At 61.7% G+C, this 13,351-nt stretch carries 24 protein-coding genes, 1 tRNA gene and 1 pseudogene; 8 read left to right on the top strand and 18 right to left on the bottom strand.

The window, feature by feature from the left end; all coding sequences use genetic code 11:
- Both EN993_RS09585 and EN993_RS09590 read right to left on the bottom strand, forming a co-directional pair.
- A pseudogene (locus EN993_RS09585) lies at positions 1-428 on the bottom strand (universal stress protein); the annotation flags it as partial.
- 14 nt (positions 429-442) lie between these two features.
- Entirely contained in the window at positions 443-1,252 is an 810-nt protein-coding gene (locus EN993_RS09590; RefSeq protein ID WP_245468720.1) for a competence/damage-inducible protein A, read from the bottom strand.
- Positions 1,253-1,386: 134 nt separating this feature from the next.
- Between EN993_RS09590 and EN993_RS09595 the strand changes: the two genes are divergently transcribed.
- Together EN993_RS09595 and EN993_RS09600 are read left to right on the top strand one after the other, a co-directional pair.
- Positions 1,387-2,385, top strand: a complete 999-nt coding sequence (locus EN993_RS09595) for an alpha/beta fold hydrolase (protein WP_127263046.1) — start codon at positions 1,387-1,389, stop codon at positions 2,383-2,385.
- Between the two features lie 67 nt (positions 2,386-2,452).
- Positions 2,453-2,740, top strand: a complete 288-nt coding sequence (locus EN993_RS09600; protein ID WP_109671742.1) for a hypothetical protein — start codon at positions 2,453-2,455, stop codon at positions 2,738-2,740.
- A 72-nt stretch (positions 2,741-2,812) separates the two neighbouring features.
- Here the strand turns inward: EN993_RS09600 and EN993_RS09605 are convergent, their stop codons facing one another.
- The 4 genes from EN993_RS09605 to EN993_RS09620 all read right to left on the bottom strand — a co-directional run bounded on the left by EN993_RS09605 (position 2,813) and on the right by EN993_RS09620 (position 5,067).
- Positions 2,813-3,052 (bottom strand): DUF2188 domain-containing protein, encoded by a 240-nt coding sequence (locus EN993_RS09605; RefSeq protein ID WP_109671741.1) that lies wholly within the window; start codon positions 3,050-3,052, stop codon positions 2,813-2,815.
- Between the two features lie 29 nt (positions 3,053-3,081).
- Positions 3,082-3,360 carry a DUF982 domain-containing protein gene (locus EN993_RS09610; protein ID WP_013532012.1) on the bottom strand — a complete coding sequence of 93 codons (279 nt, stop codon included), beginning with the start codon at positions 3,358-3,360 and terminating at the stop codon, positions 3,082-3,084.
- A 153-nt stretch (positions 3,361-3,513) separates the two neighbouring features.
- A complete protein-coding gene (locus tag EN993_RS09615; protein WP_109671740.1) occupies positions 3,514-3,831 on the bottom strand; it encodes an SH3 domain-containing protein in 318 nt (105 codons plus the stop codon).
- A gap of 132 nt (positions 3,832-3,963) precedes the next feature.
- The gene (locus EN993_RS09620) at positions 3,964-5,067 is read right to left on the bottom strand and encodes an NADH:flavin oxidoreductase/NADH oxidase (protein WP_127263047.1); all 1,104 of its coding nucleotides are present in this window, start codon (positions 5,065-5,067) and stop codon (positions 3,964-3,966) included.
- Between the two features lie 154 nt (positions 5,068-5,221).
- On the opposite strand from EN993_RS09620, the gene EN993_RS09625 reads away from it, so the two are divergent.
- From EN993_RS09625 to EN993_RS09640, 4 genes are all read left to right on the top strand, one after another.
- The gene (locus EN993_RS09625) at positions 5,222-5,800 is read left to right on the top strand and encodes an NUDIX domain-containing protein (RefSeq protein ID WP_126069266.1); all 579 of its coding nucleotides are present in this window, start codon (positions 5,222-5,224) and stop codon (positions 5,798-5,800) included.
- A gap of 258 nt (positions 5,801-6,058) precedes the next feature.
- On the top strand, positions 6,059-6,295 hold the full coding sequence (locus EN993_RS37725) for a PilZ domain-containing protein (protein ID WP_348630413.1): 237 nt from the start codon (positions 6,059-6,061) through the stop codon (positions 6,293-6,295).
- A gap of 13 nt (positions 6,296-6,308) precedes the next feature.
- Positions 6,309-6,518, top strand: coding sequence for a hypothetical protein (locus EN993_RS09635; RefSeq protein ID WP_109671774.1), 210 nt, complete (start codon positions 6,309-6,311; stop codon positions 6,516-6,518).
- Positions 6,519-6,856: 338 nt separating this feature from the next.
- Entirely contained in the window at positions 6,857-7,225 is a 369-nt protein-coding gene (locus EN993_RS09640; protein ID WP_127263048.1) for a hypothetical protein, read from the top strand.
- 191 nt (positions 7,226-7,416) lie between these two features.
- Here EN993_RS09640 and EN993_RS09645 read toward each other — a convergent pair.
- The 12 genes from EN993_RS09645 to EN993_RS38320 form a co-directional block, all read right to left on the bottom strand.
- Positions 7,417-7,505, bottom strand: a tRNA-Leu gene (locus EN993_RS09645).
- 50 nt (positions 7,506-7,555) lie between these two features.
- Positions 7,556-7,750 (bottom strand): hypothetical protein, encoded by a 195-nt coding sequence (locus tag EN993_RS09650; RefSeq protein ID WP_127263049.1) that lies wholly within the window; start codon positions 7,748-7,750, stop codon positions 7,556-7,558.
- Positions 7,747-8,709, bottom strand: coding sequence for a site-specific integrase (locus tag EN993_RS09655; RefSeq protein ID WP_127263050.1), 963 nt, complete (start codon positions 8,707-8,709; stop codon positions 7,747-7,749). The genes EN993_RS09650 and EN993_RS09655 overlap by 4 nt, the downstream gene beginning before the upstream one ends.
- Positions 8,690-9,073 carry a hypothetical protein gene (locus EN993_RS09660; protein WP_127263051.1) on the bottom strand — a complete coding sequence of 128 codons (384 nt, stop codon included), beginning with the start codon at positions 9,071-9,073 and terminating at the stop codon, positions 8,690-8,692. The genes EN993_RS09655 and EN993_RS09660 overlap by 20 nt, the downstream gene beginning before the upstream one ends.
- An 18-nt stretch (positions 9,074-9,091) precedes the next feature.
- Positions 9,092-9,304 carry a hypothetical protein gene (locus EN993_RS09665; protein ID WP_127263052.1) on the bottom strand — a complete coding sequence of 71 codons (213 nt, stop codon included), beginning with the start codon at positions 9,302-9,304 and terminating at the stop codon, positions 9,092-9,094.
- A gap of 140 nt (positions 9,305-9,444) precedes the next feature.
- Complete coding sequence (locus tag EN993_RS09670; RefSeq protein ID WP_127263053.1) at positions 9,445-9,921, bottom strand: helix-turn-helix domain-containing protein; 477 nt, start codon at positions 9,919-9,921, stop codon at positions 9,445-9,447.
- A 52-nt stretch (positions 9,922-9,973) separates the two neighbouring features.
- A complete protein-coding gene (locus EN993_RS36990) occupies positions 9,974-10,150 on the bottom strand; it encodes a hypothetical protein (protein WP_164757593.1) in 177 nt (58 codons plus the stop codon).
- Positions 10,151-10,429: 279 nt separating this feature from the next.
- Positions 10,430-10,648, bottom strand: coding sequence for a hypothetical protein (locus tag EN993_RS09675; protein WP_127263054.1), 219 nt, complete (start codon positions 10,646-10,648; stop codon positions 10,430-10,432).
- On the bottom strand, positions 10,645-10,851 hold the full coding sequence (locus EN993_RS09680) for a hypothetical protein (protein WP_127263055.1): 207 nt from the start codon (positions 10,849-10,851) through the stop codon (positions 10,645-10,647). The genes EN993_RS09675 and EN993_RS09680 overlap by 4 nt, the downstream gene beginning before the upstream one ends.
- A 76-nt stretch (positions 10,852-10,927) precedes the next feature.
- Positions 10,928-11,686: a hypothetical protein gene (locus EN993_RS09685; protein ID WP_164757594.1), complete on the bottom strand. Its 759-nt coding sequence runs from the start codon at positions 11,684-11,686 to the stop codon at positions 10,928-10,930.
- Positions 11,683-11,889 (bottom strand): hypothetical protein, encoded by a 207-nt coding sequence (locus tag EN993_RS09690; RefSeq protein WP_127263056.1) that lies wholly within the window; start codon positions 11,887-11,889, stop codon positions 11,683-11,685. The genes EN993_RS09685 and EN993_RS09690 overlap by 4 nt, the downstream gene beginning before the upstream one ends.
- A 97-nt stretch (positions 11,890-11,986) precedes the next feature.
- Positions 11,987-12,115, bottom strand: a complete 129-nt coding sequence (locus EN993_RS38320) for a hypothetical protein (RefSeq protein ID WP_281040330.1) — start codon at positions 12,113-12,115, stop codon at positions 11,987-11,989.
- Positions 12,116-12,450: 335 nt separating this feature from the next.
- Between EN993_RS38320 and EN993_RS09695 the strand changes: the two genes are divergently transcribed.
- Positions 12,451-12,639 carry a hypothetical protein gene (locus tag EN993_RS09695; protein ID WP_127263057.1) on the top strand — a complete coding sequence of 63 codons (189 nt, stop codon included), beginning with the start codon at positions 12,451-12,453 and terminating at the stop codon, positions 12,637-12,639.
- Complete coding sequence (locus tag EN993_RS09700) at positions 12,636-13,169, top strand: hypothetical protein (protein ID WP_127263058.1); 534 nt, start codon at positions 12,636-12,638, stop codon at positions 13,167-13,169. Before EN993_RS09695 ends, EN993_RS09700 begins: the two co-directional genes overlap by 4 nt.
- The last annotated feature ends 182 nt before the right edge of the window (positions 13,170-13,351 follow it).

A 13,351-nucleotide genomic window follows, 5' to 3' on the forward strand; every position in this document is an offset into this window, starting at 1 on the left:
GGCACCACCAGCACCGGCCGGCCGGCGTCATAGACCAGCGTGTCGACATCCGCGCTCGGGTCACCGCCCGTTTCGCGCTGCGCCGCTATGATCAGGTCGGCGGCCCGCACGCTTGAAATCCCGGTCAGCGCACTGTCGCCCGAAAAACTCTCCAGGCTTCGCCACTCGAAGGATAGACCGGAATTCTCGATATGCCTGAGAAACACGGCCTGCAGCTTTTCGGCCCGCTCCCGGTTCATGTCGGCCGAAACCTGCAGGAACTCGGTGTCCGGAAAGCCTGTGGCAGAGGTGTAGGGCACGGGAAGCGTTTCGGCGTGGATGCCGATCAGATGGCTCTGGAACCGGGTGGCGAGCGGAATGGCACAGTCGAGCACCCGCTCCGCGTCCTGCTCGTTCTGCAGAATGGCGACGATGGTTTTGAATCGCATGATGATCCCTCAGTCTACGAGCTATCGAACTCGCGCCGAGGAAACGTTGCAGCGTCGTGCTTGGTTCCGGTCTGGACCGGATCAGCCGGGATTGTGGCGAACCCGGTGACCATTGCCTCGACATCGGCGCGGGCGGCGTCCAGCGCCTCCTGGCTGCGGGCACGCACGACCAGTTCGGTCCAGAACTTGCCGTCGCCATATTTCGGGTAGGAGCCGATGATCGTGTCCGGATGCGCTTTCTGGATGTCGCCCAGCGGCCCGCCGATGAGGCCTTCGCCGAACGGGCAGGGCACGGTTGCCGACAGCATTTTCGTGCCGGCCTTCAGCGTCGGCACGACATTATCGAGCATGGCCTGGAAAATCGATGGCACACCGGCCATGACATGGACGTTGCCGATGCGGAAGCCGGGCGCGACCGACACCGGATTGTCGATGAGATCGGCGCCTCGCGGCATCCGTGCCATGCGCTTGCGGGCCTCGGTATATTCGATGCCGCGTGCGGCATAGCTTGCCTCCAGCGTCGCGTAGGCCTTGGCATCGTATTCACAAGGCACGCCGAAGGCCTTGGAAATGGAATCGGCCGTGATGTCGTCATGCGTCGGGCCAATGCCGCCGGTGGTGAACACATAAGTGTAGCGGACGCGCACGGCATTCACCGCAGCAATGATCTCGTCTTCCTCGTCCGGGACTATGCGCACTTCCTTCAGGTCGATGCCGATCGCTGTCATGATGTCGGCGAGATGGCCGATGTTCTTGTCCTTGGTGCGGCCAGACAGAATCTCATCGCCGATGACGAGCATGGCGGCGGTTACGATTTCAGGCATGGGAAGCTCCGGCAAGAAAGGTCGCCTGAGATAGCGCGGCGCGGCAGCGGCCGCAATGCCGCCCCCGTTTCGATGCAAGGTTGCAGCGGCACCGGATGCGGCTAAGCTCAACCAGGCTCTGATCCGGGTGAACAATGCTCCTGTCGATTCTGTCGTGGCTGCTGGTCGTTCTGGTGTTGCTGGCAGTCTTGGGGATCGCCAGTCTGGTGCTGGCGACGCTGTGGATCGCTGCCAAGGCCGAAAGGCTGGTGCCGCCGGTCGGAAAATTCATCGAGATCCACGGCAACCGCATCCACTATGTCGATCAGGGTGAGGGGCGGCCGATCGTCTTCGTGCATGGGCTTGGCGCTCAGCTCCATCATTTCCGGCACACTCTGTTCGGACGATTCGGCCCGGGCTACCGGCTGATCGCGCTCGACCGACCGGGTGCGGGCTATTCGGTGCGCGCCAGCGGCGCCTCCGGTGGCCTGCCCGAACAGGCTGGAATCGTGCGAGGCTTCATCGAAGCGCTTGGGCTGGAAAGGCCGCTGGTGGTCGGTCATTCCCTCGGCGGCGCCATCGCGCTGACCCTTGCCGTGGAGCACCCCGAGGTGATTTCCGGCATCGCCTTGTTGTCGCCATTGACCCACATGGAAGCCGGTGCGCGTGAAAAGCTGGGCTCGCTCTATATCCCGTCACGCCTATGGCGTCGGATCATGAGCTATACCCTGGCGATACCGACGAGCCTTAGATATGCGCGGCCGACAATGGAATTCATCTTCGCGCCGCAGGCTTTTCCTGCCGACTACATGGTCGACGGAGGTGGGTGGCTGGGGCTGAGACCAGCCCATTTCTACGCCACGTCCTCCGATGTCGTGGCGGTAGAACAAGATCTCGGCCGCATCGAGGGTCGTTATGGCGAGATCGTCATGCCGGCCGGCATTCTTTTCGGTACGGTCGATCGTGTTATCGATATCCGTACCCACGGCGAGCCCATGCAGAACAAGATCGAAAGGCTTGAGTTCGAATCTGTCGACGGCCTCGGGCACATGCCGCAATTCAACGAGCCGGAACGGGTCATCGCGTTCATCAAACGCATTGCGGCCCGTGCTTTCCGATCCGACATCAACCCGGCTTCACAACAATTTCAATGAACCATTCGGCTCATTGGCGGGTTTTACCCGTGTCGCACCCAAGGCGGCCAAGACACGGAGTAATTCAATGTACAGGAAACTTCTCGCAGCATCCGTTCTGACGATCGGTCTCGCCACATCGGCGATGGCGCAGTCGTCGGACGGCAATCATCAAGATTGGCTCCACCACAACTGGCTCTTCGGCAATGAGGATTCATCGTCTGTGGACACTACCACAACCGGTAGCATCAATGGCGACAGCTCCGGGCTGAACACCCTCGGCAACCCCGGCGCAGCCGGGCCTTGCGCCTCCAACACCGCCGGTCCTGATGCGAATGCTCAGGGGAACGTCAACGACCAGTACTGCGGCAAATAGTCAGCCGCAGGCTTCTGCCGCCGCGAGACGCCCTTCTCTCCGGGCGTCCGCGGTCGGCTCCCTGACGAAGGGTCAGTCGGAGACCTCTGTCTGCGGTCGATCCCGGCCATCGGCCAGTTCCTCATGCCATTTGCCTTCGGCGTCCTCGTACTGGATGCCGTCCGTGGCTCCGGCGACTTGCTGCTCGGCCGAGGCGATTTCGGCGGCGCGCAAGGCGTCCTGATGGGTGGGAAACGTCTCCGAAAAGGTCGCTCCGACCTTGTAGGCCCAGCCGCCGTCATGCTCGACGACCTTGTAAGTCAGCTTCGCCATGAAAACCTCCAGTTGAAAGGTCCGTCTGCTCAATGCAGCCGGTCGTCTGGCAGTCTGTCGTCGGGCACCAGCACTTCCGATTCCTTGGCGGCTTCAATCAGCGCCCGGCGCGCATCTGCAGTCGAACGATAACCTTCCAGTACTTTGAGGCAAGTGTCGAGGGCATCACGATGGCGCGGGCCGCGATTGAGCGGCCACACGGTCATCAGGCACTCCGCCGCCTCCTGGGCGCTGCGGATATGGCGATATTTGCCGACGTGGCCAAGTTCGACGACGACCGGCACTTCAAAAGGTTTGTTGTCCATCATGGCCGCAACGCAAAGCAGCCAATTTGGTTGCAACCATGGTCTTCAGCCTGCGCCCAAAAGTCGCGTCGCGTTTGCGACGCGACTTAGGTCTTTGTTTGATGCATGTCGTTATCCCAAAACCGGATCCACTTTTGGGCGACATGCACTGATGTCTCAGTAGCCGCAATCGTTGCGCAGCCAGCGTGCGTTTGCCCAGCCGGTCCGGCCGCCGATTTCGACCTGATACCAGTTGCCGCGTCGGTCGAAGATCTCGGTATGATCGCCATTGAACAACTGGCCGATCATCCGCGACGATGAGTTCGGCCGTGTCCGCACAGCAAGAAAGCCGCTTCCTGTCGCCAGATTGTAGCGGCCGGACAGGCCGTGCACCGTGCCCTCGCAATATTGTGCGCCGGCCGGCGTCGATGTGCCGATCCAAAGTCCGGCCACAACGGTCAGCGCTGCAACCGGCAAGAATGCCCTGAACGACATGATCTCCTCCCAAGCCCGGCCACGCCGCCGCAGCCTCACCCAACGTAACATGTTGCGAGTAAAATTGAAGCGAAGCTGTGGCAAACTGTCCAGGGCTAGGAGGCAACACCGCGCCGGTAGAGAACGCGCCGATCAGTCCGCCGCCTTCATCCAGTGCTGCATCGTGGTCACCGAACGGGCAAGCTGTGGCGCCGGGTGGATTGTCTCGCTGAATGTCGCCGCCGCACGCCATCCCCAGCGCGGATCGGCAAGGAAGGCGCGCGCCAGTGCCACCATGTCGGCGCGGCCCTCAGTGAGGATCGCTTCGGCCTGCTTCGGGTCGTCGATCAGGCCGACCGCACGGGTCGGAATATCCGCACCCTTGCGCACGGCTTCCGCCAGATGCACCTGGTAGCCGGGACCGGTGGGCAATTTCTGCAACGGTGAATTGCCGCCGCTCGAGCAGCAGAGATAGGCGACACCCACGGCCTTGAGTGCTTTCGCGACTTCGATCGCGTCCTCGACGTCGAAGCCGCCATCGACCCAATCCTTCACCGACAGCCGCGCGCCGAGCATCAGCCTTGGCGTTGCCTTCCGCACCGCCTTGGCGATCTCGACGACAAGACGCATGCGGTTTTCCAGCGAGCCGCCCCAGCGGTCAGTGCGCTGGTTGGACAAGGGCGACAGGAACTGGAAGATCAGATAGCCGTGCGCGGCATGCAGTTCGAGGAAATCGAAGCCAGCGCGCTCGGCACGCCTCGCCGCATCAGTGAAGCGTTCGATGAGCTGCAGGATCTCCTCGTCCTCCAGCGCGTGCGGCACGTTCCAGCCGGTATCGTAGGCGATGGCCGAGGCCGACACGGTCTGCCAGGGATCCTCGTTTGGCTGCAGCGGACCGCCGCCCTCCCACGGCTTGCGGTTCGAGGCCTTGCGGCCGGCATGGGCAAGCTGAGAGCCGAATTTCGTACCGGGTGCGGCGACGCGTCTTGCCGCATCCAGCGTCCGGCGGGCGGCGGCCTCATTGTCTTCGGAATAGAGGCCGAGGCAGCCATGCGTGATGCGCCCGCGCCGCTCGACATCGGTCATCTCGACCGTGACCATGCCGGCGCCGGACATGGCGAGGTTCATCCAGTGATAGAGGTGCCAGTCGCTGGCCGAGCCGTCTTCGGCCGAATACTGGCACATCGGCGCGACCGCGATGCGATTGGGGAAGGTGAGGCCGTCGAGAGTGATCGGCTGGAAAAGCGATGCTGTCATGAAATGGGGCTCCGGGAGGGGTAAGCCGCTATCTAGGCAATGGATCGGAAGCGCGCCAGACACGAGACGGTGAAACGCCTTTTTGAACCGATTGTCTACATTGCGCAAATGCCGGTTCGCGGCTACGCCTCGGCCGGGTAGCATGGAGACCGTGATGGAAGATCGCATTCGCATCCGTTCGGAAGAGATACTCTCCGACGACTGGGCCGTCCTGAAGAAGACCGTCCTCGACTACCGCCGGCGTGACGGCGAGTGGGAGACGCAGGTACGCCAGACCTATGATCGCGGCGACGGCGCTGTGATCCTGCCTTACGATCCTTCGCGTTCGACCGTGCTTCTGGTGCGCCAGTTCCGCTATCCCGCCTACGTCACCGGCCATCGCGAGCCGCTGATCGAGGCCTGTGCCGGGCTGCTCGACGAGAACGATCCAGAGACCGCCATCCGCAAGGAAGCCGAGGAAGAACTCGGCTACCGGCTGCAGAACGTCGAGCGGCTTTTTTCGCCCTATATGAGCCCGGGCAGCGTCACCGAACGGCTCTGGTTCTTCGTCGCCCGCTATTCGCCCGCCGACCGCATCTCGGCCGGCGGCGGCGCGCCGGAAGAGGGCGAGGACATCGAGGTGTTGGAAATGCCGCTCGACGAGGCGCTGGCCGGCATCTCCGACGGTCGCATCATCGATGCCAAGACGATTATTCTGATCCAGCATCTGAAGCTGAACCCGATCCCTGCTTGACCCTCTGCGGCTATCCGGCGCCTTGCCGGCATCGGAGCGCTGGAAAATGGGTGCCATCAAAGCAGGTCATGGATGGCCGCGAGGGCGCTTCTCGAGGGCAGGACAGACGAAGCGCTGTCGGCTTTGCGTTTTGGGAACCATTTTAGTGCTAGCTAATTGAATCGTGGTTTTGCGAGTCAAGCATGCGTTTGAAGTCCATCAACCGTTCACTGCTGGATTTACGGAAAGAATAACACCATGCCCCCCATTGATCCGCCAATGGAGCGACGCTCTCACGCTCGTGGGATTGTCCTGAAGGATGCGACGATCATCACGGACGATGCGAAGATCGGTTGCTCCGTTAGAAATCAACACGCTCATGGTGCGGAATTGCGGGTGGACCCCGGCGTCACAATTCCAGACCGTTTCGTCCTTCTAGTGCCTGAAGATGACGCCAGCTATCGAGCTGTGGTGCGGTGGCGAAGGCGTGAGCGCCTTGGCATTCAAATATACTGAGTTGGGAGGTCGCGTGCCTATTCGGAGAAAAGCAACGGAAGCAGGGATTTTTGATCCATCCGAACTGGCCTTGTTGGGGCGCGTTTTTGAGCAACTTAAGCTCAACAGCCAATCGACTGAAGCGCGCAGCGCGCTCGCGTCTCGGATCATCGCAAACTACATGGCCGGCGTAACTGACGAGCTAGAGCTGGTTTCGCTTTCCAGGCAACCCTTGGGCCGCTAGAGCAATTCCAGGAAAAGTGTGAAACGGTTCTCCGTGCGGAATTGCGTTAAAACAAAGAGCTCTTGGTCGGCAGGACTTCAGTCTTAATTGAGACGTGGCTAATATAGATATACGCTGGTCGGTGCGGGGCAAGATCCCAAACCAAGCCCACCCGCAACGGCCCGGCACGACCCCAACGTCCCCCGACTGCGAGCGTGCCGGGCCGTTTGTTATGCGGCGCGCAGCCGTCTGGCGCGTGTTCCTTCGGTTCGGCTCGTTTGCCAATGATTTTGATTTAGAGCAATGCAGCTTCGGGTTGTCGACCGTAGAAAATTGGCTGCAACCGTAGGGACTTGGACATGACTTTTCATGCAACGACCAGTCGCACTGTGCTCGGCACAGTCGTCTCCATTCCAGCAATAGGAGCCGCTGCAGTGGAAAGGGCTTCTGCTGCAAACTTGAACGAAAGGCCGATCCTGGCAAGCTTTCGGCGTTGGGTGGCGCTCAGGGAATCGATCTCCTTTGACATTTCCGACAATGATCTGGTTCGCGTGTATGCTGACATGTCCAGCATCGTGGAAACCATGCTCGCAACCCCGGCCACAACCACCTATGAGTTCGCGGCGCAGTTCATGGTCGTTTGTAGCGGCGAGGAGATCGAATATCGGCGAGCCGGCCGCGAGCTCTATGCTCACGCGCAAACCCTTGTCGGTATGGCGTCACTGTGAGCAGGACACCGGCGCTGCCCCTTCAGTTCATGGTTCGTGTCGCGACGCCTGACATTTGATGGCTGCGCTGGGAACGCCGTCGTTTCCGGGCTGGTTCAAGCCGAATCTTGCACAAATCACAGCAGTGGTGCGGACGACGGGAATCGAACCCGTACGATCAGAGATCGAGGGATTTTAAGTCTGATTTTCTGTGGTGTGGGCGACGGGGGTCGAACCCGTAAGTCCTTGAAAGGACGAGGGGTTTTAAGCCCCTTGCGTCTACCAGTTTCGCCACGCCCACGGCACAGTGGCACACGTTTGGCACAGCTTTGGCACACTGTCACGCACGTCTTAGTCGGCGGCCCCGTAGGCGACAAGCAGCCGCACTTGGTCGGCCTCCTGTTTGTCCAGAACCATGCGGTGGCTCCTGCCGTTCGAGTGGCCGCGAAACTGCCAAACCGTCTGCCAGTTGTCGTCCGAGAAGTAGACGCGACCGTCCAGCATCTCGACCTTCTTCCGCTCAGGCTTGGGCGTGGGCTTCCTCATGCTGCCTCTAGAGCCTTTGCGGCAACGTCGAGGTTCTCAGGGATCAGGTGGGAGTATCGTAGTGTCATCTGGATGCTCTTGTGACCCATCCACAGCTTGATGCGCTGCAGATCGACGCCACCCAGGGCGAGCCGGGTTGCGCAGGTATGACGCAGCATGTGCGGGACAAAGTTCGGATCATCCTCGGCCTCGAAGTGCGCCCGGAGACGTTCCCAGTGGCCACGGAAGGTGTCCCTCGGGTACTCGGCGAACGGCATGTCGGCGTTGGTGGTCTTGCAGATTTCGTCCCATGCCACCTTGGCCGTGGCCGTCAGGATGATGCGCCGCGTGGTGCCGTTCTTGGTCTCGCGGAACGTCACGAAGCCGCCATGCACGTCCTTGCGGGAGAGCTTGTAAGCCTCGCCCACTCGGCAACCGGTGTGCAGCAGGAAGCGCGTCAGGGCGCTCGCCTCGACCAGCCCGGCGTGTTTGAAGAACAGGTCGGCCTTGTGTTCGTCGGCCTTCGTCCACACGCGGTCGCGGGCGTTGCCTTCCTTCGGGCGCTTCCACGTCGGCATGATGGTGATCAGGTCCATGAACAGCGCTCGCTTGAGGACCTTCGACAGAACGGCGAGCTTGCGGTTGATGGTGCCGCCAGCCTTCCCGTCGTTCATCATCTTGGTGATCATGCGGTCGCACATGTGCTTGTCGATGGACGTGAGGGCCGTGTCAGCCGGGATGTAGCGGTACAGGACCCGCAGGTTCGTGTGGATGGCGAACTGGGCTTTGTTCTCACCCCATATCCGGTTGAACTGCTCGTTCACGAAGGGACCAAAGGTGGTCGTGGTGGTCGGCGCGAAGCCGCTGGCGATTGCCCGCTCGTAGGCCTCGGCCTCCGCCTGGGTGGCGAAGGTTGGTCGCTTTCGGACGCCGTCGATGAGGACGTCAGCTTGCCATCGTTTACCCCGTTGCCTTGCCACTTGCCTTCACTCCTCTGATCAGTTCGTTGATGAACGCCGTGCCCTTGTTCGTGAGCGCCAGCGACCGCTTGCGGCGATCCTGCGGGTCGAAGTCGATGGTGATGTACTCAAGCCCACCCCGCATGTCCTTGTGGCCTTCGCCCCAGTAGTAGACATTCCGCGACGAGGTGCCCGACTGCATCCCGACGTTCTTCTCGATGTCCTGCACAGATATTGCGTCGCCCTTTGATCGGGCCGCTGCGATCTCCAGCAGCGTGAGGACGGTCGACACCTGCATCTTGGTGTCATGCTGCGCGAACTTGCGCAGGCCGCTGATCACGGCCATCAAGGCTCCGTAATCAGACATATCGAGGAGTTCGGTCATCGTGGTTTTCCCTGTTGGTTAGCCGCACCTCTTCTCTAACAGAGAGGTTGCGTTATCGTCAACTTCTGCGCGAGTGCAGACGATTGGAGTGACGTCAAAATCATCGGCGTCGGCTGCGAGGCCGTCCTTGATCATCTGGTGCCCGATCAGACACGCATCCCAGTGATCCTTTGAGGCGGCGAGCATTTCGCATACGGGGTTGCCGCCGTCTTTCGTGAAGATAATCCGCATTTTAACTAAAGTTCCTCGTTCCCAGTTGCCGATAGGTCGCGCAGGTCACCCCTTGCACCCCCGTATAAGGATGCCTGCGCTACCGTCGGTGTAATTTTCAGAAACATTCAGTGAACGCAACTGACGGAATGTCGCATTGACTACGCTGCGAGGCTGTACTCGGCGTAACGCTGACCCGTGTGGTCGACCTTCATCTTCCGCTCGATCTTGTGACCGGCCTCTTTCAGGTCGACGATGCGGCGGGATAGGGAGCGAACCTTGAGGACATTCGCGGCCTGCACCCCGGTGATCCGGCCAGACGCCTGCAGCATCTTGAGGACGTCGCGGGCCTGAGGGGTCAAAGGCTTGGTTTTCACGGGTTCGTGACCAGCCGCAGGCTCGGCCAGGGCGAAGCTCTCCGGGTAGTAGCCGCCGTTGTTCTGCGACCATGCCTTGATCGGGTCCGTCCAGATCACGTCGAGGTACGAGGCACCATACTGGCTGTGGTATCCCTTGGGGCCGACGATGGCCGTGGCACCCGGCAGGGCGTTCATCTGTCCCTCATGGGCCAGCAGGATTAGCTTTGTGCCAGCGGTCAAAGTGCGAGCGAGGGCGACGGTGAGAGCGGTCTTTGTCATGAAATTAACTTTCCTTGCTTGAATGTTGTGGACAGGTGATTTGGGTTGCGGATCAGTCCCGAGGGGCCGGTGAGATTTCCCTGCGGATCAGCGTCAGGGCGTTGTCGAGGCCGTAGTAGGCGCTCTTGATGGTGCGCTCGGCGTCCTTCGGGTCATTGACCTTCTCGATGGCCGAGGCTGCGGCGACGATGGTGTCGGTCAGCAGCGTGATGATCTTCTGCGTGTGCATGTTTCAGTCCCTCCCATTGAGCCAGCGGTCGAGCCAGCCTTGCTTCTCGGTGTCGGTACAGGTGTTCACGGCAGAACCTCTCGATAGGTTGTGGTTGGGCGGCGTCCCTTGATCCAAGGGGGCGTGATCTTCCAGAATGTGCGACCGTTCGCGGTGATCAGGTCTACCCGCTCGGCCTCTTGCGCTTGCGCCGGAAGGTCGCCACGGCGGCGCATCCATAGAGGACGGCGAAAGCTGCGAGGGTGATAAGCGCGGCGGTGTCGCGGCTGATCAGATGGCTCATGCATCGCACCTCCAAGCGTCGATCCTGACGGGCTTGTTGCGGACGACGACCTTGCGGCGTCCGGCGAAGATTTGAGCGACCAGCAGGCAGGCCTTGCGGGTCCGGTGGAAGCCCATGAGGGTCTTGCCGCCGTCCTTATGCTCGTTGTGCAGCAGCCAAGTGTCGCCGCTGGTGGTGCGTTCGGCCAGCTTCTGGCAGACGTATGTGATGTTCATATCTTGACCCTCTCCAGCCACTGACAGCCGCGCTGGTTGCGGATGCTCCTAAGGATGCCGGTGTCCTTGCCAGCCATGTGCCGCCCCTTGTAGGCGTAGGACAGCCACGCGGCTTGGAGGTACTGCCGCCACTCGCGGCCATACTCGGCCTTGAAGGCCAGAAGCGCCTCGCGCTCCTCGTCGGTGATGGGTGTGTCGCTCATGGTGTCCTCAGGAGTAGGAGGGCGGGAACGACGCAGACGAACGTCCACGTCAGCAGTCCGATTGCGATCCACGGCATCACGCGGCCTCGCGGTACAGGAAGGGAGCCGCAGGGAGCTTACCCCACTGGTCGGCCATGGCGTTGGCGATGCCGTCGAAGAACTTCGAGCGCTCGGCCCACCGGGCGGGACCCGGCGAGACGGAATGCACCCGCTGCTCAGGCTTGGCGTCCGAAGGGAGCCCCAAGGCGTCACGGCATTCGTCCCATGTCCGATAGGTCGGCACGAGCGGGTCGAGACCACGCATCCAGAGGCATGTGCGCTTGCTCTCAGGCTCGCCGTACTGCCACGGCTGGACCGACTGAGCGAACGGGGCGTAGTTGCGGATGCGGTCCTTGGCGTGTTGGTGCATCACAGGGTTCTCGATGCAGACGCGCTCGATGGGCGAGTTCCAGAAGGCCGAGAACAGTTCCGCACCCTCGTCGAGCTTGCGCCACATGAAGGCCAGGCGCTCGTCGCGGCTCATGGTCTTGTAGGCAGCGATCTCGACCGCGCTGTAATGCTCGGCGGTGAGCTTGCCGGGCGGCTCAGAGAGCCACCGGACCCCTGAGTTGCACAGTCGAGTGCAAGGCGGATGAGCGACCATGAGGAGGTCCCAGCCATCGTTCAGGAAGTCGCGGGCATCGCCGATCAGGTGCTTGTTCGAGCGATCAGCAGACGGCAGGAGGTCACAGGACCACGCGTCGTGACCACGGGCGGCGAAGGCGCGGCGAACGGTGCCCGAGTATTCGCAGGCGACGAGGACCCGCAGCGGCTTGTCGGTTTGGGTATAGGTCATTTCGAGGCTCCCGCGAGGAGTTGCTTACGGGCGGCAGCGTCCAGCCCATACGGGTCGGGTTTGAAGTCGAGGTCGAGGACTTCCAGCGCCTCATCCAAGGCATCGTGCGGGTCGCTCATGATCCGGTGATGCATGAGGTACTGAGCCAGCTTGACCAGCACGGTGACGGTGTGAAGCGACTTGGCGACAGGCTTGCCGGTCATTTGGGTTCCCTCAGGGTCTTGATGAAAAACACGGCGCAGAACGTGATCAGGCCTGACCACAGGACGACGGCGACTAGGCTCTCGACGACGGGCGGGCTCACAGCCACAGCCTCACGAGTTCAGCCACGATGCCCCTTGCGAGGAGCCCGACGATCAGGTCGGAAAAGCACAGGATGTAGACCATCCCGGCCAGCATGGCGGCGGCAGTCCATTCGAGGGCGCTCATTAGAGGAACCTCACGAAGCGGCCACGCTCGGTGATCTTGACGCGGTAAAGCGTTCAACGCCGCGAGGAAGGGAGGCAAGTCCACCTTCTCGTTTGGCGGGAAAAGCTACAACACCAAGGTCGCCGCGACGACCCCGAAGAAGGCCCCGCGCCTACTCCGCGTCCCGACAGCGGTAAGACCGCATCGACCTCCAAGGCCAAGGCTCCCGCCAAGACCGCCACCAGCGCCTATCCAGCCAACATGAGTTCCCGCAAGTCGGTTAGCAATGACACGGCTCGGGCCAACATGGCCAAGCGTCCAGCCTCTACGAGGTCGATGCGGACGGTAAGGCCGTCATGCACGAAGAACCGTACACCAACTGGCGCGGCGACAAGGTGACCCGGCAGAACTACGTCACGATCCCCTCGGAGTCGTGGGCGTTCCGCGTCGTCGTCAAAAGCTTGACGCCGAACCGCAAGGGCAACTCGTTCAGCGACCCGAACGACGTCGTCGTCATCGCCGAGCAGGCCTTCGGCAGCAAATGAGCCCCGAGGACATCGTCCGCGAGGCCGAGGCCGAGCTTGCTCAGGAGGCCTTCCGAGAGGCCGTGGCCGAGGCCAAGACCCGCATCCTATCCCGCAGAGCGCAGCCGTGGTGGCAGCGCCTGATCCCCTTCACCGCGCCGATGAACTGGGAATACATGCGCGATATGCATGAGTACCGGGGGCATCACCTACCGCAGCTTCCGGTCCACCTCATGGGCCGCAAGATCGAGGTCATGCACACCATGGGCAACCACTGGGACAACTTCCGTCCCATCGACGCCCAGCCGCAGTTCATGCCCAACCGGGAACGCAGGAGCCTTGAGGACTTCGTCCACTTCGCCCCGGCCCATACCCGCACCCAGCAACTGATCATCCCCGAGGACAGCGTCGAGGAACTCATGGCCCGCATCCTCAAGATGCAGCAAGGGCCGCGCATCGAGCGCATCCGTGAGGAAGTCCGAGAGGGCGAGCGTGTCTCGTTCCAGCCTCGCCAGAACTTCCACGCTCAGATCATCAGCCTCGCTGCATGAGGACACTGACCCGAGGCACTCACACTGCCTCAGGGAAAACCGCACTGATCCGCAAGGGTCCAAGCGGCACGACCTGGGCGCAGTTCGACGACATCCGCCACCCTCACGCCTACCGCTGGCACCTCTATTTCCGGCGAGACTTCAAGGTCCACGACCTACGGACCACCGAGCCTTGGCAAGTC

It is taken from the genome of Mesorhizobium sp. M7D.F.Ca.US.004.01.2.1, from assembly GCF_003997785.1.
GTDB classification, from domain to species: Bacteria; Pseudomonadota; Alphaproteobacteria; order Rhizobiales; family Rhizobiaceae; genus Mesorhizobium; species Mesorhizobium loti.

Coding starts and splice junctions, on each gene's coding strand:
- EN993_RS09590 (WP_245468720.1), bottom strand. CDS start 1,252: ATGCCTGAAATCGTAACCGCCGCCATGCTCGTCATCGGCGATGAGATT.
- EN993_RS09610 (WP_013532012.1), bottom strand. CDS start 3,360: ATGATGGACAACAAACCTTTTGAAGTGCCGGTCGTCGTCGAACTTGGC.
- EN993_RS09595 (WP_127263046.1), top strand. CDS start 1,387: ATGCTCCTGTCGATTCTGTCGTGGCTGCTGGTCGTTCTGGTGTTGCTG.
- EN993_RS37725 (WP_348630413.1), top strand. CDS start 6,059: ATGGAGCGACGCTCTCACGCTCGTGGGATTGTCCTGAAGGATGCGACG.
- EN993_RS09680 (WP_127263055.1), bottom strand. CDS start 10,851: ATGAGCGACACACCCATCACCGACGAGGAGCGCGAGGCGCTTCTGGCC.
- EN993_RS36990 (WP_164757593.1), bottom strand. CDS start 10,150: ATGCACACGCAGAAGATCATCACGCTGCTGACCGACACCATCGTCGCC.
- EN993_RS09690 (WP_127263056.1), bottom strand. CDS start 11,889: ATGACCGGCAAGCCTGTCGCCAAGTCGCTTCACACCGTCACCGTGCTG.
- EN993_RS09675 (WP_127263054.1), bottom strand. CDS start 10,648: ATGAACATCACATACGTCTGCCAGAAGCTGGCCGAACGCACCACCAGC.
- EN993_RS09625 (WP_126069266.1), top strand. CDS start 5,222: ATGGAAGATCGCATTCGCATCCGTTCGGAAGAGATACTCTCCGACGAC.
- EN993_RS09660 (WP_127263051.1), bottom strand. CDS start 9,073: ATGACCGAACTCCTCGATATGTCTGATTACGGAGCCTTGATGGCCGTG.
- EN993_RS09620 (WP_127263047.1), bottom strand. CDS start 5,067: ATGACAGCATCGCTTTTCCAGCCGATCACTCTCGACGGCCTCACCTTC.
- EN993_RS09605 (WP_109671741.1), bottom strand. CDS start 3,052: ATGGCGAAGCTGACTTACAAGGTCGTCGAGCATGACGGCGGCTGGGCC.
- EN993_RS09650 (WP_127263049.1), bottom strand. CDS start 7,750: ATGAGGAAGCCCACGCCCAAGCCTGAGCGGAAGAAGGTCGAGATGCTG.
- EN993_RS09695 (WP_127263057.1), top strand. CDS start 12,451: ATGCACGAAGAACCGTACACCAACTGGCGCGGCGACAAGGTGACCCGG.
- EN993_RS09685 (WP_164757594.1), bottom strand. CDS start 11,686: ATGACCTATACCCAAACCGACAAGCCGCTGCGGGTCCTCGTCGCCTGC.
- EN993_RS09670 (WP_127263053.1), bottom strand. CDS start 9,921: ATGACAAAGACCGCTCTCACCGTCGCCCTCGCTCGCACTTTGACCGCT.
- EN993_RS09600 (WP_109671742.1), top strand. CDS start 2,453: ATGTACAGGAAACTTCTCGCAGCATCCGTTCTGACGATCGGTCTCGCC.
- EN993_RS09665 (WP_127263052.1), bottom strand. CDS start 9,304: ATGCGGATTATCTTCACGAAAGACGGCGGCAACCCCGTATGCGAAATG.
- EN993_RS38320 (WP_281040330.1), bottom strand. CDS start 12,115: ATGAGCGCCCTCGAATGGACTGCCGCCGCCATGCTGGCCGGGATGGTC.
- EN993_RS09700 (WP_127263058.1), top strand. CDS start 12,636: ATGAGCCCCGAGGACATCGTCCGCGAGGCCGAGGCCGAGCTTGCTCAG.
- EN993_RS09640 (WP_127263048.1), top strand. CDS start 6,857: ATGACTTTTCATGCAACGACCAGTCGCACTGTGCTCGGCACAGTCGTC.
- EN993_RS09615 (WP_109671740.1), bottom strand. CDS start 3,831: ATGTCGTTCAGGGCATTCTTGCCGGTTGCAGCGCTGACCGTTGTGGCC.